Genomic DNA, 21,995 nt, shown 5'->3' on the forward strand with positions numbered 1-21,995 from the left:
TTCTTTTTTCTGATTACACTTAATGTATGAAAGAGTGAATGGAGTTGAAGTGGATTTGGCAAGAAAATGTGGGATTGCAGCCCTATTGTTATTTGGGGTATACGCGATAGTAATGTATGTATATATTTTTCATAGTAATAGTGGGGGTATACCGGTACCTCTGAAAGGAACTGTTGTAGATCCGCATGTATTTATGTCAGAGCAGGAATTGTACCTTAGCGAAGAATATTCAAAAATAAAAAATTTCCTCTATTTTGTAGCAACACCCTTCGAATGGATTGTTTATTTATTTATACTAATTACTGGGCTTTCTCAAGTGTTCGAAAAATGGACTACTGTGAAGAGCCAATGGGCGTTTTTGCAAAACGCTTTATACTTATTTTTACTTTCTCTTTTTATATTTCTCGTTTTATTCCCCTTAGACTATTATAGGTATTCCTTAAGCAAAAACTATGGAATCAGTACCCAGACTTTCAATTCCTGGATGCGTGATAATGTAATTGAATTTTGGGTGGACTTCGGAACGACTGTAGTAATTGTTACTGTTCTTTATTGGCTAATTAATAGGAATCCAAAGAAATGGTGGTTAACTGCTAGTTTGCTAATGATTCCATTCTCCATTTTCATCATGTTCATTCAACCTGTATTAATCGACCCACTATACAATGATTTCTACCCACTCACTAACAAAGAATTGGAGACGAAAATTCTTACATTGTCCAAGCAAGCAAATATACCAGCAGAACATGTATATGAAGTAAATATGGCAGAAAAGACTAATGCGCTAAATGCATATGTTACGGGGATCGGGAGTAATTCGAGGATTGTATTATGGGATACAACATTAAATCGCTTATCAGAAAGTGAAATCCTATTCGTTATGGCACATGAAATGGGTCATTACGTGGAGAAACATATATATTTTGGAATAACACGTTCCATTATAACTACGCTTTTAGGGCTTTGGTTAACAGCGAAATTAATGCTTTGGTTTATCGCTCGTTTTAAACATATTTTAAAAATAAAACAGATAAATGCTATCCATTCATTACCATTGTTTTTCCTTATTACTTCCTTCCTATTATTTGCTTCAAGTCCACTTTCAAATTACATTTCTAGATATCTAGAAGTAAGAGCTGACGAGTATGCAATAGAGTTAGTAGAGGACCCAAGTGCTGCTGTGAGTACTTTTCAAGAGCTTACGAAAGCTGGTTTGAACGAGGTGAATCCTCCACTCCTCGTTAAATGGTTTCGATATTCTCATCCAACTACGCTTGAAAGAATTATTAATGTGACCAATGAAATAGAATCCAAAGAGTAAAAAGGCCGACAACATCAAAGGATTAAATTTTTTTAATCTTCCTCTATATTTTGTTTTTTAAAAAGGGGCAAACAAAAGACTGACTTTACGAAGTCAATCTTTTGTTTCAATGAAGTAGGAATAAATAATAGGTTTTATTGACTTTTTTACATGGTGATAAGAGTTGTTCCATAATTAAATCCTGCTAATGGTTGAATTATCGATTCTGTTGGTTATTTTGTTGTGTATTTTTGCCCTTAGTCTGCTTAGAATATAAGTCTTCTGCAAATTCCTCACGATTGTCATTTCTTGAATTAGGTTCTTTCTTTTTAAAGTTTGGTTTGCTTTTATTTGACATGATATCGTCACCTCCTAAAGTTTAATGTGCACAGAGTCATAATAAAAATACGGATATACTAATGCTCTTGAAAAAAAGTAATAACTTCAAATTCTTAATAGCCCCAAATTGAATCTCTGAAAAGAATTGAAATTCCCTCGCCAAAAAGGATTTGTAGTAAACTTTTTCATCTAACTAATAAGGTTAGTAAAAGAAGGATTTTTCACTTTATATTAGAATATATATAGGTGAAGGCTAAATGATGGAGGAGTCCTTATGACATTAGTATCAATCTATACTGTTGGTAGGCTAAACCACCCTTATAATCACTCTGCCTCTCGTGAATTTTTTCAAGTGGGAGATGGAGTATATCGTCATGCAACTAGATCTGGTCTTGTAGAGGCATTTTCACCTGATGGAGTCACTATCTCTGAAGAAACCATACAGGGTAATGGTTCTCCTATTCTTACATTAACAGTATGGAAAGACATTCAATCCTTATATCGTTTTACTTATTCAGGAAAGCATTTGCAAGCATTACGGGATAGAAACAAATGGATTGAGATATATCCAGAAAAACATCTTTCATATGTAGTATGGTGGACAGAAAAGGTCAAGGATGTCTCATGGGAGGAGGCATTCAAAAGATATAACTATTATATCCAGAACGGCTCCACACCTTTTGCATTTGATTTTAAGCAAGCATTTGATGAAAATGGGGAGACCATCTTGATTAAATCTTCTTGAAGTAAAAAGCGTACTTAGTTAAACAAATTACACTTATAATATCTGTTTCATGTCTGGAACAAAAGCGTTGTTATAAGTATGATTGCAAAACTAAATAGTAAATAAATCTACTGTCCTGTTCATTAATTTGACCGGGATTTTTTTATTTATCTATTCATGTACAAATAATAATTATTAGAATTTTCTATTGAAAGGAATCGTTAGATAAATATTATGTTATGATGAGAAAAAGGGGGTAATTAGATGATTACATGCTATTTAAAATACATTATTGACCCATATAAATTAACGGAATTCGAAGTATATAGTAAAATGTGGATTCGATTAGTTAATAAGTTAGGTGGTACACATCAAGGTTATTATCTCCCACATGAAGGTGCTAATAATATTGCATATGCCTTATTCAGTTTCCCTAGTTTGACTGCTTATGAAGAGTACCGAAGAAAGATGGCATTGGATGCAGAATGTCAGGAAGCTTATAAATTTGCAGAGGAAACAAGATGTATTTTAAGTTATGAGAGAAGCTTTATGAGACCTGTTTTCGAGTGAATTAATAATTATACATATATTACCAAACGGATGCTTTAATAATGAAGTTACACAAAAAATTATTGATTTCATTGAAAGTGTAACCAGTTAATTAAATGATTAAAATTTGCGACTTACTCTATATGGGTAAATCGTTTTTTTATTTGTCCATAAATTACTAGTTTTAAAATCAAACAAACGTTCGTATACTAAGCATAAGAATGGAGGGAACGAGTGTGCGTATAAATTTAATGAAATGTATGGAACGTAATCAGCTCGCTGAGTTAATGTATATGGATTCTAAGTGTAATATAAGCCAGAGGCAGGTAAAAGTCTTGAAGATTAAAGGGGATACTATTCAAGTGTTTTGTTTTAAGCGAAATGCTAAACGTAATTTTATTATTGATAATGTGCTCGCATGTGTTCCCATCATCCATAAGGAGCGTGAAGTTGTATGAACGATAAATTTTACGAATCTGAACAAATCCTTGACTTATCTAAGGCACAAGATAGAGGAAGTAAGAAGTGGGTAGCGATGATGCTTCCAGAACATGTAGCTTTACTTAGAGAGTATAGCAAAGAAATTAAGAGAGAACCTAAACCAGATTTAGACGAATGGGATTACGATGCAATACATCACACACTGGATATAGCCATTAAAAGTAAGGCTGATACTAAAGTGAAGATGTGGAGAGATGGAGCATTCATTTACAACAGAGGTATTGTAGAAAGTATAGATTTACGAAGTAGAGTAATGGAACTAGAAGATCCTTTTTCTTTGTTGCAATTAAAATTAGATGAAATAGTAGATGTAACTATTATGGATTAATAAGCAAGACTTTACTTGCTCATTTCGAGTATTTCAAGGAGTTTACGGTTCATGTGACAATCCATCCAGCGTTCTCAAGAATAGGTGATCGGAAAGTTAGGTGGCGGCCCGAAAGCTCATTAAGCACTTTTTGAACAATACTTTAAATAATAAAGAAAATGGAGAAAAAATTAGAACCCTTAGAATATGAAAAAGAAGCTTTCTATTGACTTCATCTACTATTTCGATAAACCGAATTTATACCTTTCCTTTATAAAGAAAATGTAGTTAGATTTCTTGTTTTTTTTGTGGTATATATGTATGTAGTTACTAGGCTATTTAAGCCACAGTTGTGCACTAGATACCGAAAGGAAGAAAAGATATGAAAGTTGTACAGCAAGATACACAAAATATATTTAATAATCATGAACATGGCAAAATAAAAGCATGGGTACAAGATAGCAGAACTTATACGAATTTAGGGAAATGTGCTAACTATATACCAGCGTTAGAAAGAGCAAATCCTTCACAGTTAGGTATTTGTATCATTGATTCAAATGGTTCAATGGTAAAGACGGGTGATTTTGATACCGCTTTTACTTTACAAAGTATATCGAAGGTAATTGGCTTTATAGCTGCATGTATAGACTATGGAATTTCTTATGTGTTAGAAAGGGTGGACGTCGAACCAACCGGGGATGCTTTTAACTCGATTATTCGCCTGGAAGTTCATAAACCTGGAAGACCTTTTAATCCGATGATAAATGCTGGAGCAATCACAGTTGCATCATTACTAGGTGGACGAAATCCTGTCGAAAAAGTGGAATCTATACTTCTATTAATAGAAAGAATCGTTGGGAGATATCCAACTATCAATGAGGAAGTGTTTCATTCTGAGTGGCAAACGGCTCATCGAAATCGAGCTTTAGCTTATTATCTAAAAGAGATGGGATTCTTAGATTGTACTGTAGAAGAAGCATTAGAAGTATACTTAAAGCAATGTTCAATTGAAGTAACTACCGAAGATGTTGCCATGATTGGCCTAGTCCTTGCAAATGACGGATTTCATCCTATCCGTAAGGAGCAAATCTTCTCTAAGGAAGTAGCTAGGTTAACAAAAGCGTTAATGGTCACATGTGGTATGTACAATGCTTCTGGTAAATTTGCTGCATTTGTAGGTATTCCTGCAAAAAGTGGTGTATCGGGTGGTATATTGGCAGCAATTCCCCCGCGAGGTAGATCCGGTGATTCCCCATTTATGGATGGCTGTGGAATAGGGATTTATGGTCCTGCCATTGATGAATTTGGTAATAGTGTTGCAGGAGTTATGCTGTTAAAGCAAATATCCAGAGAATGGGACTTTAATATTTTTTAAATGTGGTGTGCTATCACAAAAATGGAATAACAAATCCAAAAGAATATTACGCTAATCGTTAACCCCTTATTTAACTCCCATGAAAATTAAAAAATGCTGAAAAACTATTAAATTGCATAACAAAAGAGGATCAGAAATAGTTTTTAAAAGCTGAGCAGGATTAATCTCCCATGAGTGCTACCCATATTGAGTGCGACAGTCTGTGTTGAACCGTGTTCTTTGGAGTCAGACTAAAGAACGGACTCGATGGCATCATAGTTCACTATCCTTCCTATCTCAGCCGTAGTATCTTATACTCGTTTTTCACATTTATATTCTCTGTGGTGTAGCGTTGATTTCGCGCTACACGTGTGGCTAGCGGGCACTTTAGTTAATCACGACCATCATTTTGATGGTCTATTTTTTTTATTCAAAAATTATTTTACCCGAGTAATAACCAGTGAATTTGCTGCGCCAATACTTTTATGCAATGGTTTGATAGCTTTCGTTCCAGTTAAATAGCGTTCTAACGTTTGTAGCTTAACTCACATAAAAACACCCCGTAAATGTTAGTCGGTGGCTAACATTTACGGGGCAGTTTACTTTGATGGTCTTTTTTACGTCCAAAACATTAAGTAGATTTCGTCAATCCATTGTGAGACATTACACTTAAATTATACTAATACGACAAGTTAGTTAAATATGGAATGATAGATTATATATTTTGGTTTGGTGACATTGTTTTTTTAAAAAGACATTTTGATGTATTTAAAAAGTTGTAGTTATAGTATTTGTGCAAAATAGATTTAGATATGTGCATTGAGACAGTTATGTATAAAGAATATAATGATAAGTGAGATTAATGATAATGATAATCATAATCATTTAATTGTATTAATAGGAAATAAAGTAGCGGGAGTATATTATGGCAAAGCGAAAATTAAGAAAGATTAGTTGGTTGGTGGTCCTACTCACTATTATGGTAAGTTTGGCTGCATGTAATAATGGAAAGGAAACATCCACGAATGTTGAAGACAATAAACAAACTAGTAAGAAGGAAGAGAATACTGACACAAGGAAGGTTAAAGATGCTTTTGGCGAGGTTGAAATTCCTGTCAAGCCGAAGAGAATAGCAGGGATTTACTTAGAGGATTATATGGTGGCACTAGGTGTTGAACCAATTGTGCAATGGTACCATCCAAGCTGGGGTAAACAAGATTATTTAGGATTGTCAGATGTTCCGTTATTTGATATCACAGGAAGTTTGGAAGCAATGTTGGAAAAAAATCCAGACTTAATAATCCTAACTGGGGGAATGGATGAATCTTATCAATTGTATTCTAAAATCGCACCTACTTATCGCGTTCCTGATGAAGTACTTTGGGATGCAGAAGAGACTCTCAAAACGATCGCTGAATTATTGGGTATTCCAGAAAAGGCTACTACTGTACTAGCAGATTACAAGCAAAAGATTGCCGACACCAAAGTGAAATTGGAAGAGGCTATTGGACGCGAGACAGTTGCTGTAGTACGTCTGGATGTAGGAGACAAACCAGAATTGCGTTTATTCGGTCTGAATAATCCATATACGGGAATGATTTACAAAGACCTTGGTTTGGAACCGTTTGAGTGGGTGAAAAATATCCAGGCACATGATGTTATTTCACAGGAAAAAATCCCAGAGTTTAACGCTGATCATATTATCATATTCCCTTCCAATGGTACCTGGGACTCGGAGTCTAATGCGAAGGCTGTTGCACTGCTTCAAGATCCTCTATGGAAAGGAATTCCTGCTGTAAAAAACAACCATGTTTATCAACTGGATCGATCTCATTGGCAATCAGGGGCTATTAAAGCGAACACAATGAAAATGGAAGATTTACTAAGATTAATAGTGAAGTAGAGCTTTCATATTTATATAGCAAAAGAAATGGGAAAGCTCTTCAGTATCATTGAAGGGCTTTCTCTTTAAGATTATAATTATCGTAATGGAAAGGATGATGTATATTGTGTAGTGAAGTGATTCCTCCTTGTTATCCGTCAGTCTTTTACATTATGGTCGGAATCAGACATATCAATTTGAATGAACTGAACGGTGAAGAATTTAGTAGTTCTGGTGAACACATGTTAATTGCAATAACGGATGGCGAGGCAGATATGGATATTGGATATGGTGCGAAAGGAATTGTCAGAGGTAATATAGCTATCGTGAAACCAAATCAAGCCGTTCATATCTATCCATATAAAAATAGCATTTCTTTTTATGTTATTACATTCAATGTGATTCAAATTCCAAATTCGGATAGTTCTAATGATCAGTACAAATCTTCCATTTTCACAGGCACTGGTCTATGGAATTGTGTACCATTTTCAAAGTGTATTGATTTGTTGGAGGAAATTGAACGGCAAAGTCATGAGAAAGACGAATTGATGCGATATTACAATCATGTACGATTCGAGGAATTAATTAGGTATGTGCTTAAACAAAAAGAAAGTTTAGCACCTTTACCGGATTTACATAGTGCAGTTAAAGGTTCGATTAAATATTTAAAAGACAATTTTGCCGAGCAGGTGACAGTGGCTACACTTGCAGAAGATGTGAACATGCTTCCATGGCAATACTCACAAATCTTTAAAAAGCTTACTGGACAAACTCCCCTTGGTTTTGTTAATAATCTGAGGATCGATCAAGCGAAGCATTTACTATTAAAAACAGAGGATCGCATACATGAGATTGCTAATCATGTTGGTTTCAACAATGAGTTTTACTTTAATAGATGCTTTAGTAAGTCTGTGGGTTTAGCTCCGGGCCAGTATCGTAAACAAAACCAAAGTACTATTCGTGTTGTTTCATTATTTATGGAGGATTTACTAGTAACTTTAGGGATTACCCCTGTTGTTCAGTGGGCTCACCCAGCATGGGGGCAGCTAGATTATCTTGGATTAATACATGTTCCAACTTTTAATGTTTTGCAAGAAAGCTACGAATCACTTTCGGAATATGAGCCGGATTTAATTATTGCACGTAAAAGTGAATACGAGTACCATTCCAATCAATATGAGAGATGTAAGAATTTTGCAAATACAGAAATTATTTCAAAAGATGATGCAGACTGGCGTTTAACATTACGAACACTAGCCAAACGATTGGGACGCGTTGAACAAGCAGAGATTGCCATTCAGCAATATGAAGAAAAATTAACAAGCGCAAGGAATTTGTTGAACCATTCCAAGAAAAGTCAAACGTATGCCTTCATAAGATTTAAGAGCGACTGCATTATTATGGATCAACAATATACAAAGTCCTTTCTTACTGAGGATTTAGGAATTATACTTCATCCTAAGATTCAGAAGTTAACTCTAGAGGAGAGTAGAGCAGGTGTATCATGGGAATGGTTAAAATCACTAGATGCAGATTATATTTTCTTCGTGTTTGATAAATGGCATGAAGGAGAAATAGGGGCAGAAAGGCGTCAGATTAATCACCCTCATTGGAAGGAAATCCCTGCTGTTAGAAATTGTCGTGCGTTCGAAGTCGATTTTATGACATGGATGAACCATGGCCAAATAGCCAGCAGTAAAAAAATAGACGATGTACTTAGAGTGTTAGTTTAATATTGAAACAATAACTAGAACACATATTGGAAAGTCATTATATTTGTATAAGCAAAATAATCCAATATGCCCTATCTATGAAATTAATATTTAATAAAGAGTAGTTCAAAGTGCGAACTATTCTTTTTTTTTAAACAAAGCAGCAGTTAGGTTAAAAGGCAATACAGATTAAACTATACAAATAGGCGTTATTATGGAACTTTTGCAGAAGAACTTGGAGAAATTAATTTAATAAATGAATTGTTTTACTGTACTCTTTGTCGGTCATTGTGAGTTATTTGTAGAAGAATTGCTTTGCTAGAGGAATTAAGAGAAGAGTATAAATTAGCTTCCATTTCAAATGGAATGTAAAGTTTGGAGTGGAAATTTGATAGGTTAGGAATTAGTTCTAAGATTGCCCCCAAGTTGACATTTTGCACGTCTAGTGATAAATTTATTTATATTAGAGACATTAAAAGTCTTTAATATCGCTTTTAAATATAAGGAGGTAATGTATGAAGTATTCAAATGCGACAAACTACGCCTTACATACGATGGTTCATTTAATACTGCAGCCTGCAGGAAACTTGGTGGGAGTGCAGGAATTAGCCGAAATGCAGCATCTTTCCCCGACGTATCTTTCTAAGATACTTACCAAACTTACAAAAGCAGGTTTGATTGAGTCGACGCCTGGAGCGAAGGGAGGCTATAAAATCTCTAGGACAAAACATGAAATATCCTTTTTGGATGTTATAAATGCGATTGAAGGAGATACTAGCTTATTTGACTGCTCCATTCATCATGAAGGCTGCTTGATTGAGAATGTCATGAGGCAGGCAGAGGAGAATATGAAAGGTGAACTTCAATCAAAGTTATTGATCGATATTGCTAAAGAGGCAGAATCCAAACTGAAAGAAGTAAAAAGTTAAATTTTTATTTTAAATGGAGAGGAAAAGATGATAATAGATTGCGCTATTATTGGTGGAGGGCAGGCTGGACTGAATGCTGCTTTAGTACTTGGAAGATCAAGACGTAAAACTGAAAGGGGGTTTGCTTGCGGGGATACAAGAATTGCTGGTCCCTCTCAACTAATTATTGTTGCGGGGGAAGGCAGTATGGCTGCTATAGCTGTAAATGCAGAACTGATAGAAGAAAAATTTAACTAGTAGTAACAGCACGCTTAAATAGCTGCTTAAAAAAGGAGGATTTATATGCATCACTCGCACAATAAAGGAAAATTATCTTACTTGGAAAGTCCTGAACGAAGAAAAGAGTTCTCACCGGAACAGCTGTTGAACATGATTCCTGTAAAAGAAACGGACAGCATGTTGGACTTTGGTGCTGGTACCGGTTATTTTTCCATCCCTGCGGCAAAAAGAATTAAAGGGAAAGTATATGCGCTGGATATCGACGCTACCATGCTGGAAATAATAAATGAGAAAGCCTTGGAGGAACAGCTCAGTAATATTGTCTCGGTACAGGGCAGTATGGAGGCTCTTTGTTTACCTGAAGGTTCTATCGATATAATCATTGCTTCCCTGGTACTACATGAAATTCAGCCGCTAGCTCCGCTGTTACGGCAAATGAAAAAAGTACTGAAAAAAGAAGGCTATCTAATCTGTTTGGAACTTGAACCAAAAGGAAGTTCCAAGAAAGCACCGAGAATTACCATGGAAGGAATGGAGCAGGAACTGAAAGAAGCAGGGTTCCAGATAACAGAGAAATTTTTCCCGACGGAATCTCTATACATGCTCATTGCGCAGAATACGAATTAACCGGTTGACTTTTATCTTAATTAAAGATATTAAGTATCTTTAAAGTATTTAATATAAAAGTGCTTTAGTAACATGGCCATCATTTTGATGGTCTATTTTTTCGTACAATAAGCATATTTTAAGAATAATATTGTTCAATTGACTTCCAATATTATAATTACTCTAAGCAACAGTACTATATATCTCGAAAATTTAATAAAAGAACAGGGGTCATTGAAGAAATTGACGGAGAGTCGAATTTACTTTCTGAAGACTAAAGGGTAAACAGCGAAGATACGAAGGAAAAATATGTTTTTTAAAACAAGTTCTAAAATAAATAAAATAGTATTAATACAGCATTTGAGAGTGCATTTATATTTTGAGGAGTTACCCTTCTTATAAATACACTCTTTGAAATGGCACAAAATAAACTTTAATATTACAATCGCCAGCGCTTAACCATTTGGGAAAATTAGACCGCTTCCTTTTTTTCTCTTGATATAATAGGTCTCGTAATAGAAATAATAGCACATAATAACGCAATAATGACAATGCCGCTCCCAAACCAAGCTGTACTAGAAACTGAGCCCGTTTGATTTAATACTAGGCCACCAATTGCTGACCCAAGTGAAATACCAATTTGTAATGCGGAATTATTAAAGCTTTGCTGTATAGCAGAGGTAGCTGGATCTATTTGAATCAAATAGCTTTGTTGGGGCGGTGCTAGGCTCCAGCTCAATGCTCCCCAAACCATCATCGTTGGGATAAATAAAAAGAGTGAAGAGGTTGTAAATGGCAATATACACAATACAACAGCAAATGCACTGATAACGATGATGATACTTTTGCGAGCACCAATCCAATCAGAAAGAGTTCCTCCGAATGCTCCACCACTTACAGCTGCAATACCAAATACAAAATAGCAGATACTAATCCAGTTCGAATTTAAATGAAGATTCGTCTCTAAGAATGGTGTAAAATAGGCATAAATCGTATAATGTCCTGCTAGCATTAACATCGTAGCAAGGTGGGCACTGATTATTTTCTGACTTCCTAAAGCCTTTAATTGTTGTGAAAGTGGAATTGTTGTTTCTCCGGGAATGCGGGCCAAAAATAGAGAAATTAGTACCATCGATCCAATTGATAATACAGCAATTCCAAGGAATATTACACGCCATCCAAACATATTGGAAATTAGTATTCCCAATGGTACACCTAACACTAGTGACGAACTAATCCCCATATAAATTAGCCCCAAAGCTTTTGCTTGGTGAGCAGGAGCAACAACCTTAACAGCGATAGTTAATGAAAGGACAACTACAAGTGCTGTACTAGTTGCCGTAAACACCCTTGCTACCATCATAAAGGTAAAGTTTGGACTAAAATATGTCATTACATTTCCGATGAAAAATACAAACATAGAAGCAAGATACAATTTTTTACGCTCTATCTTGTTGGTCAATACCAACAGAACTGGTCCGGCAATGGCATAGATAAGGGCAAACACCGTAATAAGTTGCCCCGCAGTACTTAATGAAATATTAAAATCATCGGCGATCGTCGGCAATATTCCACCAACGATTAATTCAACCAATCCTACCGCAACGGTTGATAATGCTAATATAAATACTTTCAAATTCATATTCTTTCATTTCCCTTCTAAGTTAAAATAAAGAAATTGCTCTGAAGATTATCTACAGAAAACACAAATAATCCTGACTATAAAAAATGAAAAAATTCATTTTCTGTAGTCAGGATTGTTATGGTTCCTGGCAGATACCCTCTAGCCATATTCTAGAGATTATACAGTTTCTATATAGTTTTAAGTGTGATCACTTTATTGATATTACTACCAATTCTCCAACCATTCAAGTGTTATTTGCGATATATGTGTTCCTCATAATTCAGAAAGTACAGATGAGAATTATGTTATTTTTTATTTGATCAATTGTACTGATTTTTGTCATGTTTGTGCCTACGTTTTGTTTAGTTATTTATAAAGACAAAGAAAAGATGGATAAAGGATTTGAATTGACAAAGTGCTGCCTCGCATATTTTTATTTATTTGAAAAAAAAGAATTGAATATAATTTTATAATAAATTATTCTTTATTACATCAATATTGATAAAACAACTTAACGAAAGGAATGGATTGATATATTTGACGTCAATATGCCAATACAAAAAGGTGAAAATGAATAATAATCCTATTTCTAACTTTGAAGATTTAATAAAAAAAGAATATTCCAATATATCAGGCGTTGTTATTATAAAGGATGAAAGTTTGATTTATGAAAAATATTTTGATGGGTACACCAAAGACGATGTTTTGCATATAGCATCTGTAACCAAAAGTATAATATCTGTTCTTATTGGTATTGCAATAGATAAAGGATATATTAAAAATGTAGAACAGAAAGTTTTAGAATTTTTTCCGGATTACACAGTTAAGCGTGGCGAAAAAACAATACAAAATATCACCATAAAAAATTTGATGACAATGACCGCACCGTACAAATACAAGTCAGAGCCATATACTAAAATTTATACAAGTGATGATTGGATAAAAGCTACATTGGATTTGCTAGGGGGGAAAGGCGATATTGGAGAGTTTAAATACTCAACCGTTGGTACACATATTTTATCAGGTATACTTGTAAGTGCAACAGGTCAATCTGTGATTGATTTCGCAACGGAAAGCTTGTTTAACCCTCTTAAAATCAGAGCTCCTAAAAATGTAATTATACAAAACAAAGAAGAGTATTTAGCTTTTCTTAAGGATAAATATGTTACTGGTTGGATAGTAGACCCTAAAGGTATAAACACCGCCGGTTGGGGGCTTACTTTAACGGCACGGGATATGGCAAAAATAGGTCAGTTATATTTAAGTGGTGGTGTATGGAACGGTAATCAAATACTATCTTCCAAATGGATAAAGGACAGCACTAATGAAAAAACTCGATGGGGAGAGTTGTCATACGGTTACTTATGGTGGATTGTTGATGATTGCTATGCAGCTCTGGGTGATGGTGGAAACGTAATTTTCATAAACCTCAAAAAGGAAATGATAATCACTATTGCTTCTCGATTTATGCCACGTGCCAAGGATAGAATTGAATTGATTAGAAAGCATATTATGCCATTGTTCGAATAAGATAAATCGGGTGTTTAGTGAATGTGCCAGAATAAACTGAGCTTGGAAATCTTTCTCCAAGCTCAGTTCGCTAGATATAATAATATGAAAATAAGACTAAAAGGATGGAAAATACCAGTATAGCATCAATTTATCTAAAAATGATTCTTTGTAATTGTAATGCAAAAATTACGCTTTTATGAGAATCTATATTTTAATGAATTAAATAAAGGTTTTTGGTAATGTACTGTTGAATCGTGACATTAGAGTTTGGAATTATTCCGAAGAAAGTAACATATTCTTTAAAGTTCGATGACGTTTTTGACTACTTTCTAATATTAAGTAATACATCTAATTCTTGACTACATTTAACCACTTCTGGATGAGTAAATCCTAAAATTATTGCTTTTTTGCACATAACTTTTCTTTTGATCTCTATTATAAATTCCAATTTTTTCTTACTAACTAAGCTTTTCATAAAAATACCTCCAGATTATTGGGTAATCATAGCTTTGTCTCTATGGTTAAATTAAATAAAGTGATTATGATATTCAATTTTTAAGGAATAAAATTATTACTTTAAATTATGTATTTAATATAATTACTTATATTATAATTTAATTTGAAAATTATAAATATACTAAAATTTAAAATTATTAAAAATAAACTAGTCTCTACTATATTTCTTTATTCGATGCTATCATTAATTTACCGACCGGTAAGTAAAATTTTTGAGGAGTAATAATATGAAAGATAAAAAAGAAACGTATGATCTTATAGTAGAAACTGCTTATAAAATGTTTGCAGAAAATGGATTTGATAAAACTAGTTTAGCCATGATTGCTAAAGGAGTAGGCATTTCAAAGCCAGCTATTTATTATTACTTCGACTCGAAAGAAAAATTAATTGATTTTTTATTTGAGGAAATTTGCAAGGAAATAATGATTCAATCTACCATTATGCTTGATGATTTGACAGTTAATAACTTTGAACAATTTCTGCTTAACTTTGGATTTAAAATGATCCAGGAACAGGAAAGAGATGTTTATTTTAATAAAATATTTAATGAATATATTTTATTAGCAACAAGGAATGATAAATATATGACTCAGTTAAATAAAATACAGAAAAGCTACTTTGAAAACTTTAGTATGTTAATGAATTATGGCGTTAAAATTGGTGTTGTTAATAGGGATAATGTTGAAAACAAATCTAATATACTTGTAATGGTTATAGATAATATAGGCAATTTTATATTGACAGGGCTTGAATTAGATTACAAGGGGACATGGGAAGAAGCAGTAAAAAGTGTGCTAAAGGGAGTTAGAAATGATTAAACACCAAATCACAAATCAACGGATAGAGGGGCTCGACTTTGCTAGAGCATTAGCTTTATTTGGAATGTTTGTTGTTAACTATAAAGTAATAGTTGGGGCTGAGGGTAATGGTGCAGAGTGGTTAATATGGTTTACAGAGCTTTTTCAAGGCAGAGCTTCTGCAATCTTTGTTTTGTTGGCTGGAATTGGTATATCCTTAATGACTAGGCAAGCTAGAAATGGAAACTCTGATTTACTAATAAGAAATAGCAAGAAAATCATCTGGAAAAGATCTGTTTTTCTATTTCTACTAGGTATGGTTTTATACGTTGCAGGTTGGACTGGAGATATTCTACATTATTACGGTATGTTTATGTTTATCGCTTCATTTTTAATTGCTGCTTCTAACAAAATTATTATAATAATATGTATCCTTTTTGGCCTAATTGCTCAAATTATGCAAGTAACAGGTAACTATTTAAAGGGATGGAATCTCGATAGACCGTTTATAGAATACACAGACTTTTGGACTGCCGAAGGATATTTAAGAAATTTATTGTTTAATGGTTACCATCCTATATTTCCTTGGGTTTGCTTCTTTTTAATAGGCATGATTATAGGACGGCACGATTTAACAAATAAGATTATCCTTAAAAAAATAGGAATAATTTCCTCAATACTTTTAATATTCTCTGAGTTCATATCTAGAGTTTTACTTCAGTTTTCTCTTAGGATATTAGATGTAGAAAGTGCAAGTTATTTATTTCAAACAGGACCAATACCTCCAAATCTATTCTACCTAATATCAAATACTTCTTCAGCTTTACTTGTAGTAGTAATTTCCATTTATATTACTAGTAAATTCTCTAGGAATTGGTTAATAAATGCCTTAGTTAAAACAGGCCAATTAGCCTTAACTCATTATGTAAGTCACGTATTTGTTGGTATTGGGATATTGATTTTATTAAGTAAATTGGAATATCAGACACTTGGATTTTCATTGATATTTTCTGTTTTGTTTTTTGTAGGGAGTATTTTGTTTTCAATAATATGGAGAATGAAATTTAAAAGAGGTCCACTTGAATTGGTTATGAGAAAGCTTGTTAACTAGAATGATTCCATTAGAAATAGCAGATAGTATAAATGGTTGGTGCTATCTATACTGCTAGAGGGGATGAATTACATGCAACACTTTTCTCGGAGTGTAAAGTGGTCCATAATGAATATTGTGCATCGAATGCTAAAATAAAGAATTTTTTCCTCTTGTGTTGTATATTGATAGTGAGGAGGGATTATTTATGACTAATGAAGAAATAAACAAACTATCAAATATATTATTGCAAAGTCTGTATGACTATCATTTTGCTAATAATGGAGGAAGTTATGTATTACCTAAAGCAATGGTAAGTGCTGACCTCAATAGCAAACTAGCTATTGAGTACCTTATCGAAAAGGAATATGCCTTAGATAGTGGGCAAGGTTCAGATAACCTAGTTTTAGCTATAACACCAGAAGGTATGGACTATATTAAAAACAACAAATAAGTGCTCAGCAGAGAAACACTCACCGAGACCATTGGAATAGAGTTTAAATTAGCGAGGTATTTGTCGATTTAATAATCGAATACCTCGCTTTTTTATATTGTTTTGGAAATTATAAAACTGGGGATAAATTGGTGATAATTTAATCTGTAAATGTTTGTTGACTAGTATAGTTGATTCGCACAAGTGCCGTAAAAAGTATAGGATGGACTGGATTTAATAAGCTACAAGAGACCTTTTTATTGTTAATGAACTAAATATCCATTCTCGCTAGCTCTTCCATTATCGACTTCTTTTTACAAAAAGTTTTTTCTTTATGTTTAAATAGTTCTTCATTTCAAAAATCAGATAAAATAGATTTGCCCGTACTTCAAATTCTTCTCTTGTCTTTGGCAAATCCATCTTGCGGATCAAGGCATTTAAATCCTCTAACTCATTTAATGAAATGTCGGTTGTATCTCCCGAATGAACGTTTCGACTTAAATTCTCCAAAAACTCTGCAATCATTTCTTTCTGTTTGACGTCTAGACTAGAGGAAGAGAAGATAGCAACGATTTTCATCATATGTTTTAGGAGTTCCAGTTGATCCTCTCGCATTTCCAAATAATAATAGTCTTTATTTTGTTTTCGCAACAGATGATTTTCTACATCTTGAATGGCTATGCTTTTGGATTGATTAATCAATTCCTCTACTTCAAGTATTTCTTTCCCATCCCAGTTTCGCATACTATCCCTTAAATGGGCAGAGAATTCAAAGAGAATAACTTCAAACTTTTGTTCAATCTCCCTCTTAAAGATTTCAATATCTCGCTTGAGATTTGGCATAAAACTATTAACAAGAAGAGCAATACCCATACCTATAAAAATGATATAGAGCTCGTTCAGAAGAATAGCCCAGTTAGCATCCTTTACCGTATAAACATGTAAAACGACAACCATACTTGTGACAAAACCACCCTGGATATGAGCTCTTACGAGGAGTGGAACAAATAAAATAATAAATAAGGAAAAGACAATAGGATTATAACCCAATAATTCAAACAACAAAGCACCAAGAATCAAAGATAAAAGAGAGGTAAAGAATTTATCCTTAATTGTAATTAATGTTTTTTTCTTCGTTTTCTCAATACACATAATAACAATGATTGCTGCAAATGTTGCAAATTCCAAATCCAATAAACTCGCAATCCAAATTGCCAGACCTGCTCCTACAGCAGTCTTTATCGTCCGATAACCAAAACCAATCATAGAAGCACCATCCTATTATTTTTTACTATGTAAATCCTTGCATACTACCTGTTTTACAAAAAACGCGTTAATTCACTAGGCTGGTGATAATTGCACAAATAATACGCATGTACGTAATTTGCGCAACAAACCCTGCACTCGAGTAATCAAATTAAAACCATAATTAAGACTGGTTATATTTGATTAATTAGAATGGAAAATCTTATTGTAGTAAAATTATTTTTGCTTACCTCAGGTGTATGTATGCAGGTATTTCTGTCGAGCAATCGTTTCTTTTTGAAAACTACTATTTACTATATCAACAATTCAATAGAAGAAGTCAAAGAAAATCTTTTACTTGGGATAAAACCAGTTTTTACTTAAGACCTATCCGCTACCTTCATCAAGAAATAAGGTGAATATATACGACTTATGAAAAGAGATTAGTTACATTCTGTGAATGATGACTAAGAGAAGGCATATGCTTAAAGATCGCAAGCACGGTTTGGGGAGGGGGAGAAACACAATCTACCACAAGGTAGAGAGAATTCCATCTACTCGATTAGTGCTTACTACAAAAATGAAAGATAGTAATGCTCTTATTATTTTTCTCCAAAAGTAAACAACTTTATTATTTCTATACAAATATCAATTCTTAGACTCTGTCGTAATCGTCTCACACCCGTTGAATAACGCAAACCTTTGGAGACAACTGTTCAAAGCAGTTTGTAATCGTGTTGTTTGTTTCACATCGTTCTCATACCAGATGTTTTTAACAATTAGCGTTCCAGTTTTTCGATCCGCGATTATCTCTGCGCGTCCAATGAAACCCTCTCCATATAATAGAGGTAATACATAATAGCCGAATTTTCGTTTGATTGCAGGCGTGTAAATCTCCCATGTATAATCGAAGTCAAACAATTCTTTGATAAGTTTTCTGTCCCATATGAAATTATCAAGCGGGGCAATAAGCTCGCAACGCAATTTCTGCTCCTGATTTTGCAGAACGGCTTCAATAAGCGGTAAATCCTCTGCTAGGCAATACAGTGTATCCTTCATTTGTTCCACAGCAACTGCAACAATGGAAGATTCTTGTAATAGTTGGTGGAAAACTTCGTTGCGCTGTGCTGCTTTCAACCCCCATATGTTCAGCCATGCATCTGATGCACGATTCCATAATAGACCTACAGAGCTAATTCGACGCAGTACCCGCCACTTATGATGTTCAAGCTCATCCTCTAGCGGTTCTGATGCATTCAGTAGATTTGGCTGTATGTACTTCTTGGCGATATCGTAATATTTACGCGTTCCTTTTTTATGATGGATAATCAACTCCCCTGTCGAATACATCTGTTCCAACACCGATCGAGATGAATTGTTTCCTCCACTCCAGTGAATGGCCGATTGCCACGAGAAATCTCCATCCAATTTTAAATCATTCGAACTTAGTGCACCGTGTTTTTGGATGTGAGCACGTGCTTGCTCTGTTAATGCTTCCATTTCAGGATATCGTTCAGCATGTTGTCGGGCGGCTTGCCTGTATCGTTCAAAATACGGCCAGTCCTCGACAGGTATAATGGCCAGGTTTTTGTCGGGATAATCTACAAGGCTTCTATCTTCATAAAGCAACTCGTAGAGCATTCCCTTGGTAAATCCTTTAATTCGCGATTGTAGCACCAATTCAGCGTTTTTTCCGCAAACATCGATGGGGTCGTACTGAATACAGTTGACCTGGCGAGCAAAATCCAATAAGCCCTGTTTCCCACTAAATTTATATTTGCCCAAAAGTCCATGCTTCAACAACAGAAATTGCCGTGCCTGTCGGTTTGTTAATTGAATCATGTTTGTTCGCACCTACCTCTAGTTTAGTTTTTTTATTATATTACAGTGGAGGGGAAAAACAAAGGAGACGGGTGAGATGAATTTTTTCATGATTATTGCTAAGAGTGTTTCTTATACTTTTTATTGTATGTGTTGGGTATATTTGTTATATGATTCCGTGGAAAAGGTTTAGAGGAAACAGTAGTACAAACTGAAGATATAGTAGATGCGGTTAATTGTGTGGAGCTACTTGTTCAAAGCTTAAATAATGGTTATGGTAAACATACATTAGGTATTTAAAAGAGAAATGCTTATCAAATAACCAGGTGCTTTTCTTCAAGGAGGGTATAGCTTTTTTCTTATCGAACTAACGAAGCAGTTGTGCGGCCGAGCCTAGGTCGTATCATATAGCGGGTGGGATTCCCGCCGAGAAAGAACTAGCCATTCACTCGTAGCGAGTCTTGGAGGGCTAATGGTAACATTAGCCTTTAAGCGTAGACAGTTAGGTGGCGGGCCGAAAGCCAAATGGTTGAAGGGATTGAGCTCCATAATGTTAGTAAATCGAGAGGGCTGATGCCTTAACTGCGGTAGAAAGCTACATTTTATCCTTCGCTAAAGGCAAGAAGGATAAAACCTCTCTGGGGTCAGAGACCTTGGCACGTCACACATGGATATGATACGGCAACTCGGGAGACCCTACCGGTCTTTTCTTCTTATAGAAGAGTATGGTGTACAAGCGATAATAAGCAAGGAAACCAAATGCCGTTGTAGGGAGTCGGATAGCAGCGTAGTACCAATGAAGTTGGGTAATGCCGACGGAGGAAAGGCTGCTACCAAGTTATCACCCTTACTAGGGACACATTTACTACACACGGAGGTAGGAATAATAAATGGAAACAAAACTATTAAGGATAGCAGAATTAGCTAAATCTGAACCGAGAATGAGATTTACATCGCTTGCACATTTACTAAATAAGCAATCTCTAGTTCAATGCCATCATGAATTACCTAATAAGAAGGCAACTGGGATTAATGGCACAACTAAAGAGCAATATAGTGAAACATTAGAGGGAAATATAGAGGACTTAGTAAGAAGGCTTAAAAGTAAAGGTTATCATCCTGTTCCTGTAAGGAGAATGTATATTCCCAAGCTTAACTCCAACAAGAAAAGACCGTTGGGGATACCGGAACATGAAGATAAGATTGTACAGAAAGGCATTACAAAAATACTAAATGCGATCTATGAAAATGATTTTCTAGACTGCTCTTTTGGGTTCCGCCCCAATCGTAACTGCCACGATGCTTTGAAAATATTAAATCATTATATTGAGAAGAAATCAGTAAATTATATAGTAGATGTAGATATCAAAGGGTTCTTTGACAATGTTGATCACATATGGATGATGGAGTTCTTAAAACTGCGAATTGCTGACCCTAACTTACTAAGAATAATTGGTAGGTTTCTTAAAGGTGGATACATGGAGGAAGGAAAGAAGTACAAGACAGATAAAGGCACACCGCAAGGTGGAGTCATATCTCCGATACTTGCCAATCTATACCTCCATTATGTCCTGGACCTGTGGTTCGAGAAGGAAGTTAGGAAACAGTGTAAAGGACAAGCATACATAGTTAGATATGCCGATGATTATGTTTGTTGCTTTCAATATAAGAGCGAAGCTCAGGAATTCTTTCAATCATTGAAGCTGAGATTACAGAAGTTTAACTTAGAAGTAGCGGAGGATAAAACCAAAATTATTCCCTTCGGGAGATTTGCTGAGAAAGATGCAAAACAAACGGGGAATAGAAAACCTGCAACCTTTGATTTTCTCGGTTTCACACACTATTGTGGGAAGAGTAAACAAGGAAATTTTCGTGTGAAACGGAAAACAAGTAGGAAGAAGCTACAGGCTAAACTGAAGGAATCGAAAGAATGGATAAAGAGTAACCGAAATAAAGATATTCATATGATTATGGATAGATTTAAACGCTCGCTTGTAGGTTACTACAACTACTATTGCATCACAGATAATACTCCAAGTGTTCACCAATTTAGAGACAAAATTCAATATTTACTCTTTAAATGGCTCAACAGAAGAAGTCAAAGAAAATCCTTTACTTGGGATAAATTCAATCTCTTTCTACATAAATATCCGTTACCTTCACCAAGAATTAAAGTGAATATATACGATTTAAGAAAGAAGATTAGCTACATTTTGTGAATGATGACTAGGAGGAGCCGTGTGCGTGAATAGCGCAAGCACGGTTCTGTGAGGGGGGAGGAACACAATCTACCGTAAGGTAGAGAGGTTCCCCTCTACTCGACTAGTTCAATAAGAGGAGGAAACTTTTTATGTCGCATTTGAGAAGAAAATGTGACGCTAGGAGGTTTTAAATGGATACTTAAAAGGTATGGGAAAGTGTGGGAAAAAGTAATGTTCCTGAGACTAACAAAGTGCATAACTATGATAATTATTAATTGTCATAATAACGTATTTTGTAATAGGCAAATTGTAAAGGTTTAATGAAACAAAAGGT

Annotated in this window: 20 protein-coding genes and 1 riboswitch; of the genes, 15 read left to right on the forward strand and 5 right to left on the reverse strand. The window is 34.6% G+C overall.

Annotated elements, in window-relative coordinates; genetic code table 11:
• Positions 1 to 55: 55 nt before the first annotated feature.
• On the forward strand, positions 56 to 1,321 hold the full coding sequence (locus MKY60_RS07465; RefSeq protein WP_093494576.1) for a M48 family metallopeptidase: 1,266 nt from the start codon (positions 56 to 58) through the stop codon (positions 1,319 to 1,321).
• Positions 1,322 to 1,517: 196 nt separating this feature from the next.
• Here MKY60_RS07465 and MKY60_RS07470 read toward each other — a convergent pair whose 3' ends face one another.
• The gene (locus tag MKY60_RS07470) at positions 1,518 to 1,658 is read right to left on the reverse strand and encodes a hypothetical protein (RefSeq protein ID WP_241595748.1); all 141 of its coding nucleotides are present in this window, start codon (positions 1,656 to 1,658) and stop codon (positions 1,518 to 1,520) included.
• Positions 1,659 to 1,913: 255 nt separating this feature from the next.
• Between MKY60_RS07470 and MKY60_RS07475 the strand changes: the two genes are divergently transcribed.
• The 9 genes from MKY60_RS07475 to MKY60_RS07515 all read left to right on the forward strand — a co-directional run bounded on the left by MKY60_RS07475 (position 1,914) and on the right by MKY60_RS07515 (position 10,443).
• Positions 1,914 to 2,384 carry a DUF3291 domain-containing protein gene (locus tag MKY60_RS07475; protein ID WP_241595743.1) on the forward strand — a complete coding sequence of 157 codons (471 nt, stop codon included), beginning with the start codon at positions 1,914 to 1,916 and terminating at the stop codon, positions 2,382 to 2,384.
• 243 nt (positions 2,385 to 2,627) lie between these two features.
• Entirely contained in the window at positions 2,628 to 2,933 is a 306-nt protein-coding gene (locus MKY60_RS07480; RefSeq protein ID WP_241595741.1) for an NIPSNAP family protein, read from the forward strand.
• Positions 2,934 to 3,366: 433 nt separating this feature from the next.
• Entirely contained in the window at positions 3,367 to 3,741 is a 375-nt protein-coding gene (locus MKY60_RS07485) for a YolD-like family protein (RefSeq protein ID WP_093494536.1), read from the forward strand.
• A gap of 361 nt (positions 3,742 to 4,102) precedes the next feature.
• Positions 4,103 to 5,095 carry a glutaminase gene (locus MKY60_RS07490; protein WP_241595738.1) on the forward strand — a complete coding sequence of 331 codons (993 nt, stop codon included), beginning with the start codon at positions 4,103 to 4,105 and terminating at the stop codon, positions 5,093 to 5,095.
• A 904-nt stretch (positions 5,096 to 5,999) separates the two neighbouring features.
• Complete coding sequence (locus MKY60_RS07495; RefSeq protein WP_241595735.1) at positions 6,000 to 6,977, forward strand: ABC transporter substrate-binding protein; 978 nt, start codon at positions 6,000 to 6,002, stop codon at positions 6,975 to 6,977.
• Between the two features lie 104 nt (positions 6,978 to 7,081).
• A complete protein-coding gene (locus MKY60_RS07500) occupies positions 7,082 to 8,689 on the forward strand; it encodes an AraC family transcriptional regulator (protein WP_340929315.1) in 1,608 nt (535 codons plus the stop codon).
• Between the two features lie 494 nt (positions 8,690 to 9,183).
• Positions 9,184 to 9,597, forward strand: coding sequence for an RrF2 family transcriptional regulator (locus MKY60_RS07505; protein ID WP_093494540.1), 414 nt, complete (start codon positions 9,184 to 9,186; stop codon positions 9,595 to 9,597).
• A 27-nt stretch (positions 9,598 to 9,624) separates the two neighbouring features.
• Complete coding sequence (locus MKY60_RS07510) at positions 9,625 to 9,834, forward strand: hypothetical protein (protein ID WP_241595730.1); 210 nt, start codon at positions 9,625 to 9,627, stop codon at positions 9,832 to 9,834.
• 45 nt (positions 9,835 to 9,879) lie between these two features.
• Positions 9,880 to 10,443 carry a class I SAM-dependent methyltransferase gene (locus MKY60_RS07515; RefSeq protein ID WP_090562253.1) on the forward strand — a complete coding sequence of 188 codons (564 nt, stop codon included), beginning with the start codon at positions 9,880 to 9,882 and terminating at the stop codon, positions 10,441 to 10,443.
• A 451-nt stretch (positions 10,444 to 10,894) separates the two neighbouring features.
• Here MKY60_RS07515 and MKY60_RS07520 read toward each other — a convergent pair whose 3' ends face one another.
• Complete coding sequence (locus MKY60_RS07520; RefSeq protein ID WP_241595726.1) at positions 10,895 to 12,064, reverse strand: MFS transporter; 1,170 nt, start codon at positions 12,062 to 12,064, stop codon at positions 10,895 to 10,897.
• 86 nt (positions 12,065 to 12,150) lie between these two features.
• A riboswitch (purine riboswitch) is annotated at positions 12,151 to 12,251 on the reverse strand.
• Between the two features lie 365 nt (positions 12,252 to 12,616).
• On the opposite strand from MKY60_RS07520, the gene MKY60_RS07525 reads away from it, so the two are divergent.
• The gene (locus MKY60_RS07525; RefSeq protein ID WP_340879429.1) at positions 12,617 to 13,576 is read left to right on the forward strand and encodes a serine hydrolase domain-containing protein; all 960 of its coding nucleotides are present in this window, start codon (positions 12,617 to 12,619) and stop codon (positions 13,574 to 13,576) included.
• 304 nt (positions 13,577 to 13,880) lie between these two features.
• On the opposite strand, the gene MKY60_RS07530 is transcribed toward MKY60_RS07525, so the two are convergent.
• Positions 13,881 to 14,033: an aspartyl-phosphate phosphatase Spo0E family protein gene (locus MKY60_RS07530; protein ID WP_090562250.1), complete on the reverse strand. Its 153-nt coding sequence runs from the start codon at positions 14,031 to 14,033 to the stop codon at positions 13,881 to 13,883.
• 268 nt (positions 14,034 to 14,301) lie between these two features.
• Between MKY60_RS07530 and MKY60_RS07535 the strand changes: the two genes are divergently transcribed.
• From MKY60_RS07535 to MKY60_RS07545, 3 genes are all read left to right on the forward strand, one after another.
• Complete coding sequence (locus tag MKY60_RS07535) at positions 14,302 to 14,892, forward strand: TetR/AcrR family transcriptional regulator (RefSeq protein WP_241595718.1); 591 nt, start codon at positions 14,302 to 14,304, stop codon at positions 14,890 to 14,892.
• Positions 14,885 to 15,982, forward strand: a complete 1,098-nt coding sequence (locus tag MKY60_RS07540; protein ID WP_241595716.1) for a DUF418 domain-containing protein — start codon at positions 14,885 to 14,887, stop codon at positions 15,980 to 15,982. The genes MKY60_RS07535 and MKY60_RS07540 overlap by 8 nt, the downstream gene beginning before the upstream one ends.
• A gap of 187 nt (positions 15,983 to 16,169) precedes the next feature.
• On the forward strand, positions 16,170 to 16,415 hold the full coding sequence (locus tag MKY60_RS07545) for a hypothetical protein (RefSeq protein ID WP_340929317.1): 246 nt from the start codon (positions 16,170 to 16,172) through the stop codon (positions 16,413 to 16,415).
• A 279-nt stretch (positions 16,416 to 16,694) separates the two neighbouring features.
• On the opposite strand, the gene MKY60_RS07550 is transcribed toward MKY60_RS07545, so the two are convergent.
• Together MKY60_RS07550 and MKY60_RS07555 are read right to left on the reverse strand one after the other, a co-directional pair.
• A complete protein-coding gene (locus MKY60_RS07550; protein ID WP_241595713.1) occupies positions 16,695 to 17,660 on the reverse strand; it encodes an aromatic acid exporter family protein in 966 nt (321 codons plus the stop codon).
• 627 nt (positions 17,661 to 18,287) lie between these two features.
• Positions 18,288 to 19,481, reverse strand: a complete 1,194-nt coding sequence (locus MKY60_RS07555; RefSeq protein ID WP_241595710.1) for a winged helix-turn-helix domain-containing protein — start codon at positions 19,479 to 19,481, stop codon at positions 18,288 to 18,290.
• An 869-nt stretch (positions 19,482 to 20,350) separates the two neighbouring features.
• On the opposite strand from MKY60_RS07555, the gene ltrA reads away from it, so the two are divergent.
• Positions 20,351 to 21,679 carry a group II intron reverse transcriptase/maturase gene (ltrA, locus tag MKY60_RS07560; protein ID WP_340928248.1) on the forward strand — a complete coding sequence of 443 codons (1,329 nt, stop codon included), beginning with the start codon at positions 20,351 to 20,353 and terminating at the stop codon, positions 21,677 to 21,679.
• The last annotated feature ends 316 nt before the right edge of the window (positions 21,680 to 21,995 follow it).

This window comes from Psychrobacillus sp. FSL K6-1415 (genome assembly GCF_038003185.1).
GTDB classification, from domain to species: Bacteria; Bacillota; Bacilli; order Bacillales_A; family Planococcaceae; genus Psychrobacillus; species Psychrobacillus psychrodurans.

What these genes read in the sequence shown, in the direction of transcription:
- MKY60_RS07470 (WP_241595748.1), bottom strand. Translation starts at nt 1,658, where the DNA reads ATGTCAAATAAAAGCAAACCAAACTTTAAAAAGAAAGAACCTAATTCA.
- MKY60_RS07475 (WP_241595743.1), top strand. Translation starts at nt 1,914, where the DNA reads ATGACATTAGTATCAATCTATACTGTTGGTAGGCTAAACCACCCTTAT.
- MKY60_RS07480 (WP_241595741.1), top strand. Translation starts at nt 2,628, where the DNA reads ATGATTACATGCTATTTAAAATACATTATTGACCCATATAAATTAACG.
- MKY60_RS07485 (WP_093494536.1), top strand. Translation starts at nt 3,367, where the DNA reads ATGAACGATAAATTTTACGAATCTGAACAAATCCTTGACTTATCTAAG.
- MKY60_RS07490 (WP_241595738.1), top strand. Translation starts at nt 4,103, where the DNA reads ATGAAAGTTGTACAGCAAGATACACAAAATATATTTAATAATCATGAA.
- MKY60_RS07495 (WP_241595735.1), top strand. Translation starts at nt 6,000, where the DNA reads ATGGCAAAGCGAAAATTAAGAAAGATTAGTTGGTTGGTGGTCCTACTC.
- MKY60_RS07505 (WP_093494540.1), top strand. Translation starts at nt 9,184, where the DNA reads ATGAAGTATTCAAATGCGACAAACTACGCCTTACATACGATGGTTCAT.
- MKY60_RS07510 (WP_241595730.1), top strand. Translation starts at nt 9,625, where the DNA reads ATGATAATAGATTGCGCTATTATTGGTGGAGGGCAGGCTGGACTGAAT.
- MKY60_RS07515 (WP_090562253.1), top strand. Translation starts at nt 9,880, where the DNA reads ATGCATCACTCGCACAATAAAGGAAAATTATCTTACTTGGAAAGTCCT.
- MKY60_RS07520 (WP_241595726.1), bottom strand. Translation starts at nt 12,064, where the DNA reads ATGAATTTGAAAGTATTTATATTAGCATTATCAACCGTTGCGGTAGGA.
- MKY60_RS07525 (WP_340879429.1), top strand. Translation starts at nt 12,617, where the DNA reads ATGAATAATAATCCTATTTCTAACTTTGAAGATTTAATAAAAAAAGAA.
- MKY60_RS07530 (WP_090562250.1), bottom strand. Translation starts at nt 14,033, where the DNA reads ATGAAAAGCTTAGTTAGTAAGAAAAAATTGGAATTTATAATAGAGATC.
- MKY60_RS07535 (WP_241595718.1), top strand. Translation starts at nt 14,302, where the DNA reads ATGAAAGATAAAAAAGAAACGTATGATCTTATAGTAGAAACTGCTTAT.
- MKY60_RS07540 (WP_241595716.1), top strand. Translation starts at nt 14,885, where the DNA reads ATGATTAAACACCAAATCACAAATCAACGGATAGAGGGGCTCGACTTT.
- MKY60_RS07545 (WP_340929317.1), top strand. Translation starts at nt 16,170, where the DNA reads ATGACTAATGAAGAAATAAACAAACTATCAAATATATTATTGCAAAGT.
- MKY60_RS07550 (WP_241595713.1), bottom strand. Translation starts at nt 17,660, where the DNA reads ATGATTGGTTTTGGTTATCGGACGATAAAGACTGCTGTAGGAGCAGGT.
- MKY60_RS07555 (WP_241595710.1), bottom strand. Translation starts at nt 19,481, where the DNA reads ATGATTCAATTAACAAACCGACAGGCACGGCAATTTCTGTTGTTGAAG.
- ltrA (WP_340928248.1), top strand. Translation starts at nt 20,351, where the DNA reads ATGGAAACAAAACTATTAAGGATAGCAGAATTAGCTAAATCTGAACCG.